17 protein-coding genes and 1 tRNA gene are annotated in these 18072 nt (G+C 64.8%); 15 read left to right on the plus strand and 3 right to left on the minus strand.

Annotation, left to right across the window (positions count from 1 at the left end):
* Positions 1-2: 2 nt before the first annotated feature.
* The 15 genes from ACIPV6_RS08640 to ACIPV6_RS08710 all read left to right on the plus strand — a co-directional run bounded on the left by ACIPV6_RS08640 (position 3) and on the right by ACIPV6_RS08710 (position 14728).
* Complete coding sequence (locus ACIPV6_RS08640) at positions 3-401, plus strand: cytidine deaminase (protein WP_400270475.1); 399 nt, start codon at positions 3-5, stop codon at positions 399-401.
* The gene (locus ACIPV6_RS08645) at positions 398-1708 is read left to right on the plus strand and encodes a thymidine phosphorylase (protein WP_400270476.1); all 1311 of its coding nucleotides are present in this window, start codon (positions 398-400) and stop codon (positions 1706-1708) included. Before ACIPV6_RS08640 ends, ACIPV6_RS08645 begins: the two co-directional genes overlap by 4 nt.
* 11 nt (positions 1709-1719) lie before the next feature.
* Positions 1720-2388, plus strand: coding sequence for a DedA family protein (locus tag ACIPV6_RS08650; protein ID WP_400270477.1), 669 nt, complete (start codon positions 1720-1722; stop codon positions 2386-2388).
* A 193-nt stretch (positions 2389-2581) separates the two neighbouring features.
* Positions 2582-3265 (plus strand): DedA family protein, encoded by a 684-nt coding sequence (locus ACIPV6_RS08655; protein ID WP_400270574.1) that lies wholly within the window; start codon positions 2582-2584, stop codon positions 3263-3265.
* Positions 3266-3294: 29 nt separating this feature from the next.
* Positions 3295-4437, plus strand: a complete 1143-nt coding sequence (locus ACIPV6_RS08660) for an adenosine deaminase (RefSeq protein WP_400270478.1) — start codon at positions 3295-3297, stop codon at positions 4435-4437.
* Positions 4415-5098, plus strand: coding sequence for a MazG nucleotide pyrophosphohydrolase domain-containing protein (locus ACIPV6_RS08665; RefSeq protein ID WP_400270479.1), 684 nt, complete (start codon positions 4415-4417; stop codon positions 5096-5098). The genes ACIPV6_RS08660 and ACIPV6_RS08665 overlap by 23 nt, the downstream gene beginning before the upstream one ends.
* A 120-nt stretch (positions 5099-5218) precedes the next feature.
* Complete coding sequence (gene eno / locus ACIPV6_RS08670; protein WP_387433287.1) at positions 5219-6499, plus strand: phosphopyruvate hydratase; 1281 nt, start codon at positions 5219-5221, stop codon at positions 6497-6499.
* Between the two features lie 164 nt (positions 6500-6663).
* Complete coding sequence (locus ACIPV6_RS08675) at positions 6664-7446, plus strand: septum formation initiator family protein (protein WP_400270480.1); 783 nt, start codon at positions 6664-6666, stop codon at positions 7444-7446.
* Positions 7447-7514: 68 nt separating this feature from the next.
* Positions 7515-8225, plus strand: coding sequence for a DUF501 domain-containing protein (locus tag ACIPV6_RS08680; protein WP_400270481.1), 711 nt, complete (start codon positions 7515-7517; stop codon positions 8223-8225).
* On the plus strand, positions 8222-9178 hold the full coding sequence (locus tag ACIPV6_RS08685) for an exopolyphosphatase (protein ID WP_400270482.1): 957 nt from the start codon (positions 8222-8224) through the stop codon (positions 9176-9178). The genes ACIPV6_RS08680 and ACIPV6_RS08685 overlap by 4 nt, the downstream gene beginning before the upstream one ends.
* Positions 9175-10554, plus strand: coding sequence for a S8 family serine peptidase (locus tag ACIPV6_RS08690; protein WP_400270483.1), 1380 nt, complete (start codon positions 9175-9177; stop codon positions 10552-10554). The genes ACIPV6_RS08685 and ACIPV6_RS08690 overlap by 4 nt, the downstream gene beginning before the upstream one ends.
* A 38-nt stretch (positions 10555-10592) precedes the next feature.
* Entirely contained in the window at positions 10593-12047 is a 1455-nt protein-coding gene (locus tag ACIPV6_RS08695) for an NAD(P)/FAD-dependent oxidoreductase (protein WP_400270484.1), read from the plus strand.
* Between the two features lie 81 nt (positions 12048-12128).
* Positions 12129-13049, plus strand: a complete 921-nt coding sequence (locus ACIPV6_RS08700) for an N-acetyltransferase (RefSeq protein ID WP_400270485.1) — start codon at positions 12129-12131, stop codon at positions 13047-13049.
* Positions 13050-13070: 21 nt separating this feature from the next.
* Positions 13071-13144, plus strand: a tRNA-Leu gene (locus ACIPV6_RS08705).
* Between the two features lie 222 nt (positions 13145-13366).
* A complete protein-coding gene (locus ACIPV6_RS08710) occupies positions 13367-14728 on the plus strand; it encodes an ABC transporter substrate-binding protein (RefSeq protein WP_400270486.1) in 1362 nt (453 codons plus the stop codon).
* Between the two features lie 598 nt (positions 14729-15326).
* Here ACIPV6_RS08710 and ACIPV6_RS08715 read toward each other — a convergent pair.
* The 3 genes from ACIPV6_RS08715 to ACIPV6_RS08725 are packed head-to-tail and all read right to left on the minus strand — an operon-like array spanning position 15327 to position 18069.
* Positions 15327-16097: an ABC transporter ATP-binding protein gene (locus ACIPV6_RS08715; RefSeq protein ID WP_397324710.1), complete on the minus strand. Its 771-nt coding sequence runs from the start codon at positions 16095-16097 to the stop codon at positions 15327-15329.
* Entirely contained in the window at positions 16094-17104 is a 1011-nt protein-coding gene (locus ACIPV6_RS08720) for an ABC transporter ATP-binding protein (RefSeq protein WP_400270487.1), read from the minus strand. The genes ACIPV6_RS08715 and ACIPV6_RS08720 overlap by 4 nt, the downstream gene beginning before the upstream one ends.
* Positions 17101-18069: a branched-chain amino acid ABC transporter permease gene (locus tag ACIPV6_RS08725; protein WP_397324714.1), complete on the minus strand. Its 969-nt coding sequence runs from the start codon at positions 18067-18069 to the stop codon at positions 17101-17103. The genes ACIPV6_RS08720 and ACIPV6_RS08725 overlap by 4 nt, the downstream gene beginning before the upstream one ends.
* Positions 18070-18072: the final 3 nt, after the last annotated feature.

The following is an 18072-nucleotide window of genomic DNA, read 5'->3' on the forward strand; positions in this document are numbered from 1 at the left end:
GGATGAGCGACGTCGATTGGCGGCTCCTGGAGGACGCCGCCAAGGAGGCCATGGGGAAGGCCTACGCACCGTATTCGAAGTTCCCGGTGGGGGCCGCGGCCCTCACCGAGGACGGCCGGATCATCAGCGGCTGCAACGTGGAGAACGCCAGCTACGGCCTGACCCTGTGCGCCGAGTGTGCCCTGGTGGGGCAACTGCACATGGGCGGCGGTGGCAGGATTGCGGCCTTCTACTGCGTGGATGGCCAAGGGAACGTCTTGATGCCCTGTGGCCGCTGCCGCCAGTTGCTGTATGAGTTCCGCGCACCCGGCATGCAGCTCATGACCACCCAAGGCATCAAAACCATGGACCAGGTGCTCCCTGACGCCTTCGGTCCGGAACACCTGGAGGAAAACACGTGACCAGTACCGAAGCGTTCGACGCCGTCCAGATCATCACCATCAAGCGGGACAAGGGCACCTTGACGCCCGAACAGATCGACTGGACCATCGATGCCTACACCCGGGGCGTCATTGCCGAGGAGCAGATGGCCGCGCTCAATATGGCCATCCTCCTGAATGGCATGGACCGGGAAGAGATCTCGCGCTGGACGTCCGCCATGATCGCCTCGGGGGAGCGGATGGACTTTTCGTCGCTGACAACGCCCGACGGCGGCAGGAAGGCTACCAGCGACAAGCACTCCACCGGTGGGGTGGGGGATAAGATCACGCTCCCGCTTGCGCCGTTGGTGGCTGTTTTCGGGGTGGCCGTCCCGCAGCTTTCGGGCCGCGGCCTGGGCCACACCGGCGGTACGTTGGACAAGCTCGAGGCCATCCCCGGATGGCGGGCGAACCTCAGCAATGCAGAGATCATGGCCCAGCTCCAGGACGTTGGCGCCGTGATCTGCGCGGCCGGATCGGGACTGGCTCCGGCGGACAAGAAACTCTATGCCCTCCGCGACGTGACGGGGACCGTGGAGGCGATCCCCCTGATTGCCTCCTCGATCATGAGCAAGAAGATCGCCGAGGGCACTGGCTCTCTGGTCCTCGACGTAAAGGTTGGCTCTGGCGCCTTCATGAAGGACGAGGCCAAGGCACGGGAGCTCGCGGAGACCATGGTGGCCCTGGGCAAGGACGCCGGCGTGCACACGGTTGCGTTGATGACGGACATGTCCACGCCGCTCGGCCTGACCGCGGGCAACGCGATTGAGGTGGAAGAGTCGGTGGAGGTCCTTGCGGGCGGTGGTCCGGAAGACGTCGTCGAACTGACCGTCCGGCTCGCCGAAGAGATGTTGGCGGGTGCGGGGATCCACGACGCCGACCCCGCCGCCGCGCTCAAGGACGGCCGGGCCATGGACGTGTGGAACCGCATGATCGAAGCCCAGGGTGGCGATCCCCGGGCAGCCTTGCCGGTTGCCCGGGAATCCGAGGTTGTCTACGCTCCGGCAGACGGCGTGCTGGTGGAACTGGACGCCCTCTCGGTGGGCGTGGCTGCGTGGCGGCTCGGCGCCGGGCGGGCCCGCAAGGAGGACCAGGTCCAAGCGGCGGCAGGCGTGCGGCTCCATGCCAAGCCCGGTGCCCTGGTCCGCGCGGGAGAGCCGCTCATGACGCTCCTGACGGATACTCCTGAGAAGTTCGGCCGCGCCAAGGAAGCGTTGCAGGATGCCGTGGTGATTGCGCCGGAGGGTTCGCGCCCGGCCCGGCAACTGATCATCGACAGGATCGCCTAGGCTTAATTCCCGTGCAGGCCATCAACGATTTCATCCTTGCCGCAGCCGGGCAGCCCTGGGTGCTGTTCCTGGTGTTGGCCTGTTGCGTCATCGACGGTTTCTTTCCGCCGATCCCCAGCGAATCGGTGGTGGTAGGGCTCAGCGCTGTCTCCGGAAGCAGCGGTTCACCGAACGTGTGGCTGCTGGCCCTGGTGGCAGCGCTGGGCGCTTTCTCCGGGGATAACATCGCGTACCTGATCGGGCGCCGCATTGGCATCCAGCGGTGGCGCTGGATGCGGACCCAGCGCATGCAGGGAGCCTTCCGGTGGGCGGGGAAGGAACTGCGACGCCGGGCCGCCTCGCTGATCATGGTGGCGCGGTTCATCCCGATCGGCCGCGTCGCGGTGAACCTCACAGCCGGGGCCACCCACTTCAACCACCGGCGCTTCGTTGCCCTGACGGCATTGTCCGCGGTCATGTGGGCCGGCTACTCGGTGGTCCTTGGCTACTTCTTTGGTGTGTGGTTCGAGCACAACCATTTGCTCGGTGCCGTGATCGCGATCGTGGTGGCCGTGATCCTGGGCATCATCATCGACCGCATCATCAGCAAGGTTCGCGGCTCCGTGCCCCTGGACGGCAAGGACATCCCTGAGACGGAGAGCCAGCCGGGGGAGAGCGCCCCGCCTCCACCCAAGGTATGAGACCCCGAACAGGGTAAGATCACCCCGCCGGTTGACGCCGGAACAACTCCCTCGCGGCTAGCGTTAAAGGTGTGATCCCGAGGCTGGGGCGTAGCGAACGACGTCCCGGCCATGGGACACTAAGAGCGACTTCCGTCACAGTGTCAAGTCATATTCATCTAGGAGCTACCGCCGCGTGGAGTTTTTGAACCAAATGCTCGAGCATGCAGCCGGGCAGCCTTGGATTTACCCGGTGCTCCTGGTGTTCTTCTTCATCGACGGATTCGCCACCATCCTTCCCAGCGAAACAGCAATTGTTGGCCTCTCGGCGCTGTCCCTTCACAGCGGGGAACCCAACCTTTGGATCCTGGGGACCACGGCGCTTATTGGCGCCATGGCCGGCGACAACATGGCCTACATGCTGGGCCGCAAGATCGGCCTGACCCGCTGGAAATGGATGCGCCGCCCCAAGGTCCAGAAGATGTTCGCGTGGGCCCAGTACGAGCTGGACAAGCGCGGAGCCGTCCTGATCTTCACGGCCCGCTACATTCCATGGGGACGCGTCGCAGTGAACTATGTGGCAGGGCAGACCGGATTCCGGCACCGCACCTTCTTCTTCCTTGATGCCTTTGCCTGCATCACCTGGGTTGGCTACTCGATTGGCATCGGACTCCTCGCCGGCCAATGGGTCCACCACAACCCGCTGCTTGGCGTCGGTATTGCCGTGGCCTTCGCCGTGGTCCTTGGCATCGTCGTGGACCACGTGCTGCGCTGGTGGCACAAGTACCTCGAGAAGAAGGACTATGCCAAGGAAGCCGCCGCCCGCGGGACCGCTCCCACGGCAGACGTAAGCGCAAAGGCGATTGCCGGCGTCGACCGTTCCAAGCCTGCTGGCTAAGCACCTGCCGTCCCCCTACAGTTGGGTACGTGACTGAGCCAATTCTTGACGCTGCCCCTGCCCTCGACTTCGATCTGAAGAGCCTGCCGAAGGTTTCCCTCCACGACCACCTGGACGGAGGACTGCGCCCCGCCACCATCATCGAACTGGCGGAGGCCATCGGCCACACCCTGCCATCTACGGATCCAGTCGCTTTGGGTGAGTGGTTCCGCGAATCCGCCGATTCCGGTTCTTTGGTCCGCTACCTTGAGACCTTCGACCACACCATTGCCGTGATGCAGACCAAGGAAGGCCTCTTCCGGGTGGCCAAGGAGTTCGTCGAGGACCTGGCCGAAGACGGCGTGGTCTATGGTGAGGTCCGCTGGGCCCCGGAGCAGCACCTGCAGAAGGGCCTCAGCCTCGATGAGGTTGTGGAAGCCGTCCAGGCCGGCCTGGAAGCCGGCGTGGCCGCCGCCGACGAGCGCGGACAGCAGATCCAGGTAGGCCAGCTCATCACCGCCATGCGCCACGCAGACCGTGGCCAGGAAATCGCCGAACTCGCCGTCCGCCACCGGACCAAGGGCGCTGTGGGCTTCGATATTGCCGGTGCCGAGGACGGTTTCCTGCCCTCCCGCTTCAAAGAAGCGTTCACCTACCTCGCCGCCAACAACTTCCCGGCAACAGTCCACGCGGGCGAGGCGGCTGGCCTGGACAGCATCCAGTCCGCCCTGGTTGACGGCCGCGCCCTGCGCTTGGGACACGGCGTCCGGATCGCCGAGGACATCACGGTTGAGTTCGAGGAAGACGCGGACGACGACGGCGAAGGCACCGTGGGGTTGGTAACCCTCGGCAACGTGGCCGGCTGGGTTCGCGACCGCGGCATCGCCTTGGAAATCTGCCCCTCCTCCAACCTGCAAACCGGTGCGATCGCCAACTTTGGCGAAGGGATCGAGAACCACCCGCTGGACATGTTGTTCCAACTCGGCTTCAACGTCACCATCAACACGGACAACCGCCTCATGAGCGGCGTCACCCTCACGGACGAGTTCGAGCTCCTGGTGGAGACTTTCGACTACGACCTCGATGACTTGCTGGAGCTGACGCTCAACGCCGCCGAGGCAGCGTTCCTGCCGCTGGACGAGCGCGAAGCCCTGGTGGAGTACATCAACGATGCCTACGCCAACCTCGGCTGACAAATCCAGCCTCGACACCCTGATCGAAACAATCGCCGCACTCCGGGAGCACTGCCCGTGGATGGGCGCGCTCACCCACGAGTCGCTGGTGGAGTACCTGATCGAGGAAGCCTATGAAGTGGTGGACTCGATCGAGGCCGGTGCTGTTGACGATGAGCTTCGCGGCGAGCTGGGCGATGTGCTGCTTCAAGTAGTGCTGCACGCCCGGCTCGCCGAGGAGCGCGGCAGCTTTGACTTCGCGGCGGTTGCGCGGGACATCAACGCAAAAATGATCCGGCGGAACCAGCACGTCTTCAAAGCCGACGGCACGCTCCAGGACACTTTCCCCGCAACGGTGGAGGAAATCATCCTGAAGTGGGATGCTGCCAAACGGGCGGAAAAGCCGGAGCGTACCGATCCGTTCGAGGGCATCCCGCCACATCTGCCCGCCTTGGCGGGGGCACAGAAGTCCCTGGACAGGGCCGCACGCGCAGGCTTGGCCACCGAACTTCAAGGCGCGCAGGCCGACGTCGTGGTTCCTGCCATCCCAGCCTCGGAAGAGGCGCTGGGTGAGCTGCTGCTGGCGATCGTCGCCGGTGCCCGGGACCAGGGACTCGACGCCGAGCGGGCCCTTCGTGGGGCGGTGCGAACGTTCCAGGACGGCCAAGGCCGGCCTTCATGACGTGAGCGGTTGGAAGCCGTTCCGTAACCTAAGCCACTCTCGACTACGCTAGTAGCGACGAGGACGTCGAGAATTCCCCTCTAGATTCCTGTAAATCGCTTCACCATAAGGAGCACATCCATGGCGCTTATCGATGCCATCCACGCACGCGAGATCCTTGATTCCCGCGGTAACCCGACTGTAGAAGTTGAGGTCCTGCTCTCCGACGGCCAGATCGGCCGTGCAGCAGTTCCTTCCGGTGCCTCCACCGGTGAGCACGAGGCCGTTGAGCTCCGTGACGGCGACAAGGGCCGTTACCTCGGCAAGGGTGTCCAGAAGGCCGTAGACGCCGTTATCGACGAGATCTCCCCGGCCCTGATCGGCTTCGACGCCACGGACCAGCGCAGCATCGACCAGGCGATGATCGACCTCGACGGCACCCCGAACAAGGGCAAGCTGGGCGCCAACGCCATTCTCGGTGTCTCCCTCGCCGTAGCCAACGCCGCTGCCGCTTCGGCCGACCTGCCGCTCTACAAGTACCTCGGTGGCCCGAACGCCCACGTCCTTCCGGTTCCGCTGATGAACATCCTCAACGGTGGTTCGCACGCAGACTCCGACGTTGACATCCAGGAATTCATGATCGCCCCGATCGGTGCCGAGACCTTCTCCGAGGGGCTGCGCTGGGGCGTTGAGGTCTACCACAACCTCAAGGCCGTCCTCCAGGAGAAGGGCCTTTCCACCGGCCTCGGCGACGAAGGTGGGTTCGCTCCCAACCTGCCGTCCAACCGCGCTGCACTGGACCTGATCCAGGAAGCCATCAAGAACGCCGGCTACACCCCGGGCACGGACATCGCCCTGGCCCTGGACGTTGCTTCCTCCGAGTTCTACAAGGACGGCGCCTACCAGTTCGAGGGCAAGGCCCTCAGCGCTTCCGAGATGAGCGCCTACTACGCCGGCCTTGTTGCCGACTACCCGCTGGTTTCCATCGAGGACCCGCTGGACGAGAACGACTGGGAAGGCTGGAAGACCCTCACCGACACGATCGGCGACAAGGTCCAGCTGGTTGGCGACGACCTCTTTGTCACCAACCCGGTCCGCCTGCAGCAGGGCATCGACGCCGCCACGGCCAACTCCCTCCTGGTCAAGGTCAACCAGATCGGTTCGCTGACCGAGACCCTGGACGCTGTTTCCCTGGCCCAGCGCTCGGGATACACCACCATCACCTCGCACCGCTCCGGCGAAACCGAGGACACCACCATCGCCGACATCGCCGTTGCCACCAACGCCGGCCAGATCAAGACCGGTGCCCCGGCCCGCTCCGAGCGCGTTGCCAAGTACAACCAGCTCCTGCGCATCGAAGAGGAACTCGACGACGCCGCACGCTACGCCGGCCGCAGCGCTTTCCCGCGTTTCAAGGGCTAGCCTTCAGCGGAAACAGCTGACCGGTGGCTATGGTGGAAGGACCATAGCCACCGGTTCTGTTTAACGCTTGCCTGCTGAACCGCGGGCATCAGGACTTCGGTCACGTACAGGCGCAGGGCAAGCGCAGAACCCGCCAGGCAAGCACCGGGCATTACAGGAGTGTCATGGCCACCCGTCGTCCCAAGGTACCCAAGGCTGGTGCCCTCGGCAGGCCGTCAGGTCATGCCGCGTCCGTCCAAGGGCCGGGGAAGGGCCCTGAGCCCACGCGGCAAGGTACGGCGGGCCAGGCAGGCGGCGACCTCATCAAGGCAGAGTTTGGCGACGCCAGCCCAAGCGCCGCAGGTGGTTCGGGCGGCAAACCCGCTCCCCGCGTTGAAGCCCACGGCAAGGCTGCCGTCCCCCGACGGCCCGGTGCCCCCAGGACCCCCGTCCGTCCACGGGTCACCACTGCGGGAAAGGCTGCCTCCGCCGGCTCGTCAGCGGCCTCGGCAAAAGCCCCGGCCGTGGGATCCGGCTCCAAGGACAAGGCATCACAAGGAACGCAGGCGAGTGATCCGGTCCCGGCCAAGGCGTTCTCCGGCCGCGTGTTGGCGCTGGCCGTCGTGATGATTGCCATCACCATCATGTTGGCCCCTACGGTGAAGATTTTCCTGGAGAAGCGCTCCGAAATCTCGGCGCTGGAAGCCGAAATCGCCAGCAAGCAAGCCGAGCAGGCGGACCTCAACAAGCAGCTCTCCCGGTGGCAGGACCCCAACTATGTGAAGCAGCAGGCCCGAGACCGCATTAACATGGTTATGCCGGGTGAAACGGGTTACTGGGTATTTGGCGGGGATGAAGCCGCCGGAACCCCTGGGGGCCGCACCGGCTCCGGATCATCTGCGAACCCGGCAAACCTGCCTTGGGTGGATGCACTTTGGGAGTCCATCAGACGATCGGCAACAGACTAGACGCGGTGCCCGCCGCCGTCGTGCCCTGACGGGAGGCGACCAAAAGGGCAGGAAGGTTGGCAGCGCAAGTGGAAGAGAACACGGCAGCAATGCCGCAGGAATCCCGCCAGCCATCAGCACATGACCTTGATGTCCTGAGCCGTCAGCTTGGCCGGCCCGTCCGTGACGTGGTGGAGATCCCCGCGCGCTGCGTGTGCGGCAACCCGTTGGTTGCGGCCACGGCACCCAGGCTCAGCAACGGGACACCGTTTCCCACCACGTTCTACCTCACGCATCCCGTGATCACCTCGGCTGTTTCCCGGCTGGAGGCCGGTGGCCTGATGAACCGGATGAACGATCGCCTGGTGGAGGACCAGGAGTTGGCCGTTGCCTATCACGGCGCCCACGACGCCTACCTGCAAGCGCGCAACGAGATTGCCGAACGTTCCGGAACCGGAGCCGTTCCGGAAATCGACGGCGTCTCTGCCGGCGGCATGCCCACCCGGGTCAAGTGCCTGCACGTGCTCGTGGGACACTCACTGGCTGCCGGTCCCGGCGTCAACCCCCTGGGCGACGAGGCGCTGGAGGCCATCTCCGGGTGGTGGACCAAGGAGCGCTGCTATTGCGACGGCGCCTGGGACACCGCGGGGGAGGCTCCTTCGCGGGACCTCAGCCGCCATGGTCCGCAGGGCCTGCCGGACATCGTGGGCAGGCCTGCCCCGGTCCGGAAATCGAAGACCCCATTGCCCAGCCCGGAATCGACAATGTCCACCCCGGAATCGACGGAAGAGCGTACATGAGCCGCGTTGCCGCCATTGACTGCGGAACCAATTCCATCCGCCTGCTGATCGCCGATGTGTCGGCTGACGGTTCGCCGGGGCCACTGACCGACGTTGTCCGGGAAATGCGCGTCGTGCGCCTGGGGCAGGGTGTGGACGCTACCGGCGAACTCGCTCCGGAGGCCTTGGACCGTACCTTTGCCGCGGCCAAGGACTACGCGGCCCTCATCGCAGACCATGGCGCTGCACCCGTCCGGTTTGTTGCCACGTCCGCCACCCGCGATGCCCGCAACCGCCAGGTGTTCGTGGACGGCATCCAGGACCTGCTGGGCGTTGCCCCCCAAGTCATCTCGGGCGACGAGGAAGCTTCACTGTCCTTTGCCGGAGCCAGCAGCGTCCTGCCCATCAAGGGCGACGACGCCGTCCTGGTGGTTGACCTTGGCGGCGGCAGTACCGAATTCGTCCTGGGCGACGCGAACGGCGTGATTGCCGCCCGTTCAGTGGATATCGGGTGCGTGCGGTTGACCGAGCGGCACCTCAAGAGCGACCCGCCGACGGCAGCCCAGATCGCCGCTGCGGAGGCCGACGTCGATGCGGCCCTTGATCTCGCGGCACGAACGGTACCGCTTGGCCGCGCCACAGCCGTGGTTGGGGTGGCTGGTTCGATCACCACCATCACCGCGCACGCCCTTGGACTGGGCGAATATCAGCCCGACAAGATCCACGGCGCGTACCTGGACATTGAGACCATCAGCGATGCCGCAACCAACCTGCTGGAGATGAGCCGGTCCGAGCGGGCTGCATTGCCTTACATGCACCCCGGCCGGGTGGACGTGATCGGCGCCGGGGCCTTGGTGTGGCGCAGGATCCTTGAGCGCCTGGACCAGGTAACTGAAGGCCGTATCCAGGGGGCAACCTCCAGCGAGCACGACATCCTTGATGGCATCGCGCTCAGTATCCGGGGAGTTGCATGACCATGTGGCAAAGGCGGCTCCTTTCGGTCTCGTTGGCTGCCTTCCTGGCCGGAGGAACCCTGGTGGGGGGATTGGCTTCTGCTCCGTCGGCCATGGCAGATTCCTGGCGTGACAAGGAGCAGTGGCTGAAGGACTCAGGCATCACGAATGCCTGGCAGGTCTCCAAGGGCGCCGGGGTCAAGGTTGCCGTTATCGACAGCGGCGTCGACGGCAACCACCCGGACCTCAAAGGCGTGGTGACGGGCGGGGCCGATGCCTCCGGAGCCGGAGCCGCCAACGGCCAGAAGAGCATCGGGGCAAAGCCGGAGCATGGAACCCTGGTGGCCACCATGCTGGCCGGACGCGGCCACACGACGCCAACTGCCTCGCCCACCGCTTCTGCGCCTGCGACCCCAACGGTTCCGCCTGCAGGGGGACCGGATGGCATGGTGGGCGTTGCGCCCGAAGCTGACATCCTGTCCGTGTCCACGTGGCTTGGCTCGCCCAACCCTGGAGGCAAGACGGACCAGGAACAAATTCCGGTGGCCGTTCGCTGGGCAGTGGACAACGGCGCCAAGGTCATCAACATCTCCTTGGGCAGCACGTCTCCGGATTGGCCACAAAGCTGGGATGCCGCGTTCCTGTACGCCGAGCAGAAAGACGTGGTGATCGTCGCGGCCGCGGGCAACCGTGTGGGCGGCAACGTCCAGGTGGGTGCACCGGCCACCATCCCCGGTGTCCTCACCGTGGCCGGCCTCGACAGTGACGGAAAAGCCAGTGTCGACTCCTCGTCGCAGGGCATCAGCATTGGCGTTGCGGCTCCCGCCGAAGACCTCGTAGGCGGCGTTCCGGGCGGCGGCTACGCGGAATGGGCCGGAACCTCGGGAGCTGCTCCGATCGTGTCCGGCGTGGCCGCATTGATCCGGTCCAAGTGGCCGGACATGAGCGCCAAGCAGGTGATCAACAGGATCGTCAGCACGGCCAAGGATGCCGGCGCCCCGGGCAAGGACCCCATCTACGGTTACGGAATCCTCGACGCCGAGGCTGCGTTGAAGGGCGACGTACCCAATACTTCGGTGAACCCCCTGGGGTCCATCGCGGACTGGATCCGCGTGCACCGTCGCGGGGACTTCAGCACACCTTCGCAAGCCCCGGTGGCCAGCCCCACGAGTGCGCCTCCAACGCTGGCCGACCCCACCGTTCCCTCGGCGAAGACGCCGGCGGGCGTCGACGACGCCCTGCCTGCCGCCGTCGTGCTTGGTTTCGGTGCCCTTTTCGCGGCCATTATTACGGGCGCAGCGCTGCAGTTGCGGCGTGCCTACAAGAACCCGCCGGCGGTGCCGGAAGAGGCCGAAACAGGGGCCGTGGAAGTGGTGGATCCACCCGCGAAGAAGTAGCTAGTGAAGATTTTCACAAAGTGCTGTACTCTGGATTCATGGCAACCACCCCAGAGCTCATTGACCGTCCGCGCGTTCTCGTCGTCGGCGGCGGCTACGTCGGACTGTACGTAGCCCTCAAACTGCAGAAGAAGATCGCGAACGCAGGTGGCATCGTCACCGTCGTGGATCCACTGCCCTACATGACTTACCAGCCGTTCCTTCCCGAGGTGGCAGGTGGCAACATCGAGGCCCGCCACGCCGTGGTCTCCCACCGCCAGCACCTGAAGCAGACCGAGCTCATCCAGGGCCGCGTCACCGGCATCGACCACGCAAACCGCACTGCGGTGGTGGCACCCTCCGACGGTGGCGAGCCGTTCGAGATCCCGTACTTCGACGTTGTGATCGCCGCAGGCGCCATCACCCGTACGTTCCCCATCAAGGGCCTCGCGGACAAGGGCATCGGCCTGAAGACCATCGAGGAAGCCGTTGCACTGCGCAACAAGGTCCTGGAGCGCATCGAAGCGGCGTCCACCATGACCGATCCCGCAGAGCGTGCCAAGGCCCTCACCTTCGTGGTTGTCGGTGGCGGTTTTGCCGGCATCGAGTGCCTCACCGAAATGGAAGACCTCGCCCGCGCAGCCGTCCGCAACAACCCGCGCGTCCGCCAGGAAGAAGTCCGCTTCATCCTGGTCGAGGCCATGGGCCGCATCATGCCCGAGGTCACCGCACCCCAGGCCGAGTGGGTTGTGGAGCACCTCCGCAGCCGTGGCATCGAGGTCCTGCTCAACACCTCGCTGGACAGCGCCGAGGGCAACCTCAAGCTCATCAACCTGCCGGACAAGACCTCCGCAGGTGAAGTCGAAGCCGACACCCTGGTCTGGGCTGCCGGTGTGCAGGCCAACCCGATGATCCGCTCCACCGACTTCCCGCTGGAACCGCGTGGCCGCGTCCGCGTCCTCCCGGACCTGCGCATCGCGGGCGACGAAGGCATCATCGAGAACGCCTGGGCCGCAGGCGACATCGCCGCTGTTCCGGACCTTACGGGCAAGGGCCTGCCGGACGGCACCTGCGTGCCGAACGCGCAGCACGCGCTTCGCCAGGCCAAGAAGCTCGCCAAGAACCTGTGGGCTTCCCGCTGGGACAAGCCGCTCCACGACTACAAGCACAAGAACCTTGGTGCGGTAGCCGGCTTCGGCGAGTGGAAGGGTGTTGCCAACATCAACCTCCTGGGCCGCATCGGCCTCAAGGGCGGTCTCGCCTGGCTGGCACACCGTGGCTACCACGGCATGGCCATGCCCACGGTTGAGCGCAAGTTCCGCGTGATCTTCGGCTGGATCCTGTCCTTCTTCGCAGGCCGCGACACCACCCAGCTGATCGACCTGGACAACCCGCGCGGTGCCTTTGTGGCCGCAGCGACGCCGGCTCCCAAGCCTGCCGCTGCTCCCGCACCGGCCCCGGCTGCTGAAAAGCCCGCCGAGGAAAAGACCCCGGTAACGGCTGACGCCAAGTAGCAAACGCCCGACGACGGCTGCTCCCCAAGGGGAGTGGCCGTCGTCGACGTTTAACCGGAAAGCCGCCCCTAGACTGTTCCCATGGCTGGCGAAACCGACCTGCAAACACTTCTTGGTTCCATGCACCCCGTGACGCGGGACGGAGACTATGTCTATGCCCTCTGGCCGCACGGGAAACCCGTGGAGGGCGACGTGGAGGCTGCCGTCCGCGAGGCCGAGGGCCTGACGGTGGTGCTCCGCCGCGCTGAGGCGGATCGGTTGGGACTCAGCTACGATTTCGTGGCAGCCTGGATCACGCTCCAAGTCCACTCGGCGCTTGAAGCCGTGGGCTTGACGGCTGCGGTCAGTGCCGCACTGACGCATGCGGGGATCAGTTGCAACGTCCTTGCCGGTTTCCACCATGACCACTTGCTGGTGCCGGTCGCCGATGCGGACAGGGCCATGGACGTGCTCCACTTGCTGGGCCGCGGCATTGTGCTGCGGAGCGAGCAGCCCCAGGACCGGCCGGCCATCCTGGCGCTCACCGCACAGGCGTTCTCGGTCTCGCCATTGACTGGCGAGCCGGTTGAAGGGGTACCGGTGGAGGTTGGCCTGCTTCGCGAATTGTTCGACTGCGACGAGTACGTTCCTGATCTCAGCATCGTGGCGGAAATCGGCGGTGACATTGTGGGACATGTGATCAGTACCCGCGGCTCGGTAGGCAGCCTGGAGCTGGTAGGCCTCGGCCCGATCGGTGTAGCTCCAACCCTGCAGCGGCGGGGGATAGGCTCGGCCCTCATGCGCGAAACCGCGATTCGCGCGGCTGCCGCCGGGATCCCGGGGATCGCCCTCCTGGGCAGTCCGGCGTATTACCCGCGCTTCGGGTACCAACCGGCGGCGTCCCTGGGTGTCCGGCCGCCCGAAGCGGCTTGGGGAGACCACTTCCAGCTTCTTCGGCTGCCGGGATGGCCCGACGGCGTAACAGGCACCTTCCGCTATGCGGCGCCGTTCGATCGTCTCTAGCTGGGATACCATGGTCCGGGCGCCCCAGTAGCCCAATTGGCAGAGGCAGCGGACTTAAAATCCGCGTGTTGTGGGTTCGAGTCCCACCTGGGGCACTGCAAGGAAGGGGAGGACCGGCCTCCCCTTCCTTTTTTCGTGCCCTTCTCCGAGAATTTTCCCAGTTGGCTCGTAGATTCCCCACAGGCAACGAGTGTTATAGGGATGTGACCTGAATCACTTATCTTCCCGGATCAATTGCACTAGTTTGAGCAGTAATCAGGAATACCTGAGCAATCGCATCAAAGGCAGTTCGCACCTTTCGATCGAGGAGATTACGCATGTTTGATCTTTCCCAAGCGGCACCCAGGGCCGCCAAGCTAACCGCGCTTGGCATTGGGGTCGCTCTTCTCGCCACGGCCTGTGGCGGGTCTTCCACGCCGAGCCAGACCGGCTCCGGTTCCAGTTCCGCAGCCCCGGCAGGGATATCCTGCCCGGCTCCCAGTGCAGGTGCAGGGGCCGGCAACAGCCAGGCCGCTACCAACACGGGACCCGTGCCTCCTTCGACCACCACCACGTCCACGCCACTGAAGCTTGGTTCGCTCCTGCCGACAACGGGGTCGCTGGCGTTCCTCGGCCCACCTGAAATTGCCGGCGTCAACCTTGGCATCAAGGAAGTCAATGACGCTGGTGGCGTCCTGGGTGCTCCCGTCTCGGTGGTCCACCGCGACTCCGGCGATACCAAGACCGACATTGCCACGCAGTCCACCACGGCCCTCCTGGGGCAGGGAGTCAGTGCCGTGATCGGCGCCGCTTCCTCGGGTGTCTCCAAGACGGTCATCAACCAGATCACCGGCGCCGGCGTCATCCAGTTCTCGCCTGCGAACACGTCGCCGGACTTCACCACGTGGGACGACAAGGGCCTGTATTGGCGTACTGCACCCTCCGACGTCCTCCAGGGCAAGGTGCTCGGCAACTACATGGCTACCTGTGGCGCCCAGACCGTTGGCATGATCGTGCTCAACGACGCTTACGGCACCGGCCTGCAGAAGAACGTGAAGGAAGCCTTCGAGGCAGCAGGCGGCAAGGTTGTTGCCGAGGAACTCTTCAACGAAGGCGACTCGCAGTTCAGCAGCCAGGTGGACAAGGTACTTGCAGCCAAGCCGGACGCGATCGCACTGATCACGTTCGACCAGGCCAAGAGCATCGTCCCGCTGATCACCGGCAAGGGCATCAAGCCGACGCAGCTGTTCATGGTTGATGGCAACACCTCCGATTACAGCAAGGACTTCCAAGCCGGCACCCTGAAGGGCGCACAGGGAACCATCCCCGGTACGTTCGCGAAGGATGCCTTCAAGCAGAAGCTCCTGGCCATCGACCCCGCCCTGAAGGATTACAGCTACGCAGGCGAGTCCTACGACGCCGTGAACCTCATTGCACTGGCCTCTGAGGCAGCCAAGAGCACCAAGGGCACGGACATCGCAGCCAAGCTGAAGGAAGTCTCCGAAGGCGGCGAGAAGTGCACCAGCTTCGCAGCCTGTGTGACGCTCCTTCGCGAAGGCAAGGACATCGACTACGACGGCCAGTCCGGCCCCGTAACGTTCTCCGACGCCGGTGACCCCACCGAGGCGTACATCGGTATCTACGAGTACCAGGACAACAACACCTACAAGCCGGTTCGCGAAGAGTTCGGCAAGCTGTAAGCCGCACTCCATCCGGTAGCCCGAACAGGCCCCCTTCCACGCCGGAAGGGGGCCTGTTCTGCATCCGGATCTCCCAAAACCCGTGTTGTGAGGCCTGCACTGCGTTCTATTCGCGGGGCATGGGGCGTAGAGCGGTCCCCCCAACGCCGTAGGTGTGCGGCCACGACCCACTTTGCCCGCGCCGCCCGCAATTGGGCATCCCTATCTCGGCGTGTTGCCCCCCAGCGGGCGCAAAGTAGGTCGTGACGGTCCGCGGGCCTGGGTGTGCCCCGGCCACCAGAGCGGGAGGTTCGACGACGGCGCGTGCGTCAGTGCCGACGTCGTGCGTCTGCGTTCATGGGAGAGGAGCGGGCGGCCACGACCCACTTTGGGCCTCGCCCCGGCGGACACGCCGGTGTTCCGGGGGCCCTAAGGGACTGTGCGGGCGCAAAGCAGGTCGTGACGGCACGCGGCCCCGGGGGTGGATGCCCGTTGTGGGGCCTGCTCTGCGGGCTTTGGGCGGGGTATGCGACGCAGAGCGGCTCTGCAGCGGGCGAAGCGTGGGCCCCGGTTCAGTTGCCTGAACCGGGGCCCACATGGTGTTGGGGTAGGTGGACTCCTAGACCTCGTCCGCCAGGGTGCCCAGGTAGAGCTGGATGACCTTGGGATCCTTCATGAGTTCGCGTCCCGTGCCGGTGTAGGCGTCGCGGCCTTGGTCCAGGACATAGCCGCGGTCGCAGATCTGCAGGCAGCGTCGGGCGTTCTGCTCAACCATGATCACCGAAACGCCGGCACGGTTGATCTCGTGGACCCGGAGGAACGTCTCGTCCTGCTTGACGGGGGAGAGGCCTGCGGAGGGCTCGTCGAGGAGCAGTACCGCGGGGTCCATCATGAGTGCCCGCCCCATGGCAACCATCTGCCGTTCGCCGCCGGACAACGACCCCGCCCGCTGCGCGCGCCGTTTGCCGAGCTCGGGGAAGAGCCCCGTGACAAAGTCGAAGCGCTCGGCGAACACCTTGGGCCGCTGGAACAGGCCCATCTGGAGGTTTTCCTCGATGGTCAGAGTGGCAAAGACGTTGTTGGTTTGCGGGACGAAGCCAACCCCCTGGGTGACCAGCTTGTTGGCCTTCAGTCCCGTGAGGTCCTGGCCACGCACCACCACTGTGCCCGAGTGGACCTTCACCAAACCGAACATGGCCTTCAGGAGCGTGGACTTGCCGGCGCCGTTGGGGCCAATGATGCCGATCAGCTCGCCCTTGCGGGCCTCGATGCTGCAGCCGTTGAGGATGTTGACGCCCGGCAGGTACCCGGCCACGAGGTCGGTGACCTTGACGACGGCGTCTTCCGTGGGATTGCCTGCGGGGGCGGGCATTGCGCTGGTGGCGCTCATTTCTCGTCCTCCTGCTTGGTTTCGGACACGCCGGTGGCGGTTGTGTCGGTGGACAGAATTCCGGCGTCTTCGGTTCCGACCACCGACTCTTCGTCGGCAACGAGTTCGGCTTCAAGCTCCTTGATGCCCTGTGCGTCGCCCAGATCCACGTCGTGATGGGCGCCCAGATAGGCGTCGATCACGGCGGGGTTCTTCATGACTTCACCAGGAGGACCCTCGGCTACGACCTTTCCCTCGGCCATAACCACCACCCAATCGGCAATGTGCCGGACCATGTTCATGTCGTGCTCGACGAAGAGCACGGTCATGCCTTCGGCCTTCAGGTTCTTGATGTGGTCCAGGAGGGACTGGGTCAGCGCCGGGTTGACCCCTGCCATGGGCTCATCCAGCATCACCAATTTGGGCCGGACCATGAGGGAGCGTGCCATTTCCAGGAGCTTCCGCTGGCCTCCGGACAGGGAGGCCGCGTAGTCGTCCTTTTTGGCGTCGAGCTTGAACTTCTCAAGCAGGACGTTGGCCTGGGCGGTGATTTCCTTTTCCCGGCCGCCCCAGATCCCTTTGAAGAGGGCCTTGGAGAGCCGTTCGCCGGGCTGGTCGGAGGCGCCGAGGCGCATGTTCTCCATGACGGTCAGCTTGCCCATCACCTTGGTGAGCTGGAAGGTACGGACCATGCCCATGCGGGCTACTTTGTAGGAGGAGACCCCGGCGAGGCTGTTGCCCTCGAATTGCCACTTGCCGGAGTTCGGAGTGTCGAATCCGGTGAGCAGGTTGAAGAGCGTGGTTTTGCCGGCGCCGTTGGGTCCGATCAACGCGGTGATCTTGTGGCGGGGGATTTCGAGGTATTCCACGTCCACGGCGTTGATGCCGCCAAACGAGCGGGTCACGTTCTCTGCCACCACGATGGGATCGCGCTTCTTGCAGCCGGGGGTATTCTCCCCGACGGCGATGGGCCGCGAGTCTGTCATGTAATCGATGTTTTCGGTCGGCTGACCGTTGCTTTCACTCATGCGAATGCAAGCTCCTTCTTATTGCCGAAGACGCCTTGCGGGCGGAAGATCATCAGGAGCATGAGGGCCACGCCCACCAGGATGTAGCGCAACTGGCCGGCTTGGACCGTGGTAAGCCAGGTGACTGCTCCGGATTCGATGAGCCCGTACAACAGGCTCTGGGTCAGGGACAGCACCACCCAGAAGATCATGGCACCGATGACGGGTCCCAAAACGGTGGCCATGCCGCCCAGGAGGAGGCAGGTCCAGAGGAAGAACGTCAGCTCAGTGCCATAGTTGGACGGTTGGACTGCGCCTCGGGGGAGCGTGAAGATCATGCCGGCGAGGGCGCCGAGTACACCGCCGATCACCAAGGCCTGCATCTTGTAGGAGTAGACGTTCTTGCCGAGGGAGCGCACCGCGTTCTCGTCTTCGCGGATACCCTTCAGGACACGTCCCCAGGGGCTGCGCATGAGCAACCACACCAGGAGGCAGCAGACGATGACCAGTCCCCACCCCACAACGCGGATGAAGAAGTCCCTGTTGTTCATGCCCATGTAGGACCCTTCGGGGAAGGGGTTCATGGAGTAGAAGCCACCTTCGAATGCCGCGAGTCCGTTGGCCGAACCCGTAACGCTTGTCAGCTGGTTGGTGGTCACGACGTACCGCACGATTTCAGCCGCGGCGATGGTGACGATGGCCAGGTAGTCCGCTCGAAGGCGAAGGGTGGGAATGCCGAGGATGAAGGCGAAGATCACCGAGCACAAGACGGCGATGAGCAGGCTGATGAAGAACGGCGTCTTGAAGGTCAGCGTCGAGATCGCGAAGCCGTAGGCTCCCACGGCCATGAAGCCAGCCTGGCCGAAGTTCAGCAGGCCGGAGTAGCCGAAATGGACGGCGAGGCCCAAAGCGGCAAGGGCGTAGGCCGCCGTCGTTGGACTGAAAAGTTCGCCAAGGGCGCTGGTGAGAATAAAACCGAAGTCCATGGC

Source organism: Paenarthrobacter sp. NPDC089988, from assembly GCF_044748465.1.
Lineage (GTDB): Bacteria > Actinomycetota > Actinomycetes > Actinomycetales > Micrococcaceae > Arthrobacter.

Excerpts from the sequence above, each read along its gene's own strand:
- ACIPV6_RS08640 (WP_400270475.1), top strand. The coding sequence starts at position 3 with ATGAGCGACGTCGATTGGCGGCTCCTGGAGGACGCCGCCAAGGAGGCC.
- ACIPV6_RS08655 (WP_400270574.1), top strand. The coding sequence starts at position 2,582 with ATGCTCGAGCATGCAGCCGGGCAGCCTTGGATTTACCCGGTGCTCCTG.
- ACIPV6_RS08665 (WP_400270479.1), top strand. The coding sequence starts at position 4,415 with ATGCCTACGCCAACCTCGGCTGACAAATCCAGCCTCGACACCCTGATC.
- eno (WP_387433287.1), top strand. The coding sequence starts at position 5,219 with ATGGCGCTTATCGATGCCATCCACGCACGCGAGATCCTTGATTCCCGC.
- ACIPV6_RS08675 (WP_400270480.1), top strand. The coding sequence starts at position 6,664 with ATGGCCACCCGTCGTCCCAAGGTACCCAAGGCTGGTGCCCTCGGCAGG.
- ACIPV6_RS08685 (WP_400270482.1), top strand. The coding sequence starts at position 8,222 with ATGAGCCGCGTTGCCGCCATTGACTGCGGAACCAATTCCATCCGCCTG.
- ACIPV6_RS08690 (WP_400270483.1), top strand. The coding sequence starts at position 9,175 with ATGACCATGTGGCAAAGGCGGCTCCTTTCGGTCTCGTTGGCTGCCTTC.
- ACIPV6_RS08695 (WP_400270484.1), top strand. The coding sequence starts at position 10,593 with ATGGCAACCACCCCAGAGCTCATTGACCGTCCGCGCGTTCTCGTCGTC.
- ACIPV6_RS08700 (WP_400270485.1), top strand. The coding sequence starts at position 12,129 with ATGGCTGGCGAAACCGACCTGCAAACACTTCTTGGTTCCATGCACCCC.
- ACIPV6_RS08710 (WP_400270486.1), top strand. The coding sequence starts at position 13,367 with ATGTTTGATCTTTCCCAAGCGGCACCCAGGGCCGCCAAGCTAACCGCG.
- ACIPV6_RS08715 (WP_397324710.1), bottom strand. The coding sequence starts at position 16,097 with ATGAGCGCCACCAGCGCAATGCCCGCCCCCGCAGGCAATCCCACGGAA.
- ACIPV6_RS08720 (WP_400270487.1), bottom strand. The coding sequence starts at position 17,104 with ATGAGTGAAAGCAACGGTCAGCCGACCGAAAACATCGATTACATGACA.
- ACIPV6_RS08725 (WP_397324714.1), bottom strand. The coding sequence starts at position 18,069 with ATGGACTTCGGTTTTATTCTCACCAGCGCCCTTGGCGAACTTTTCAGT.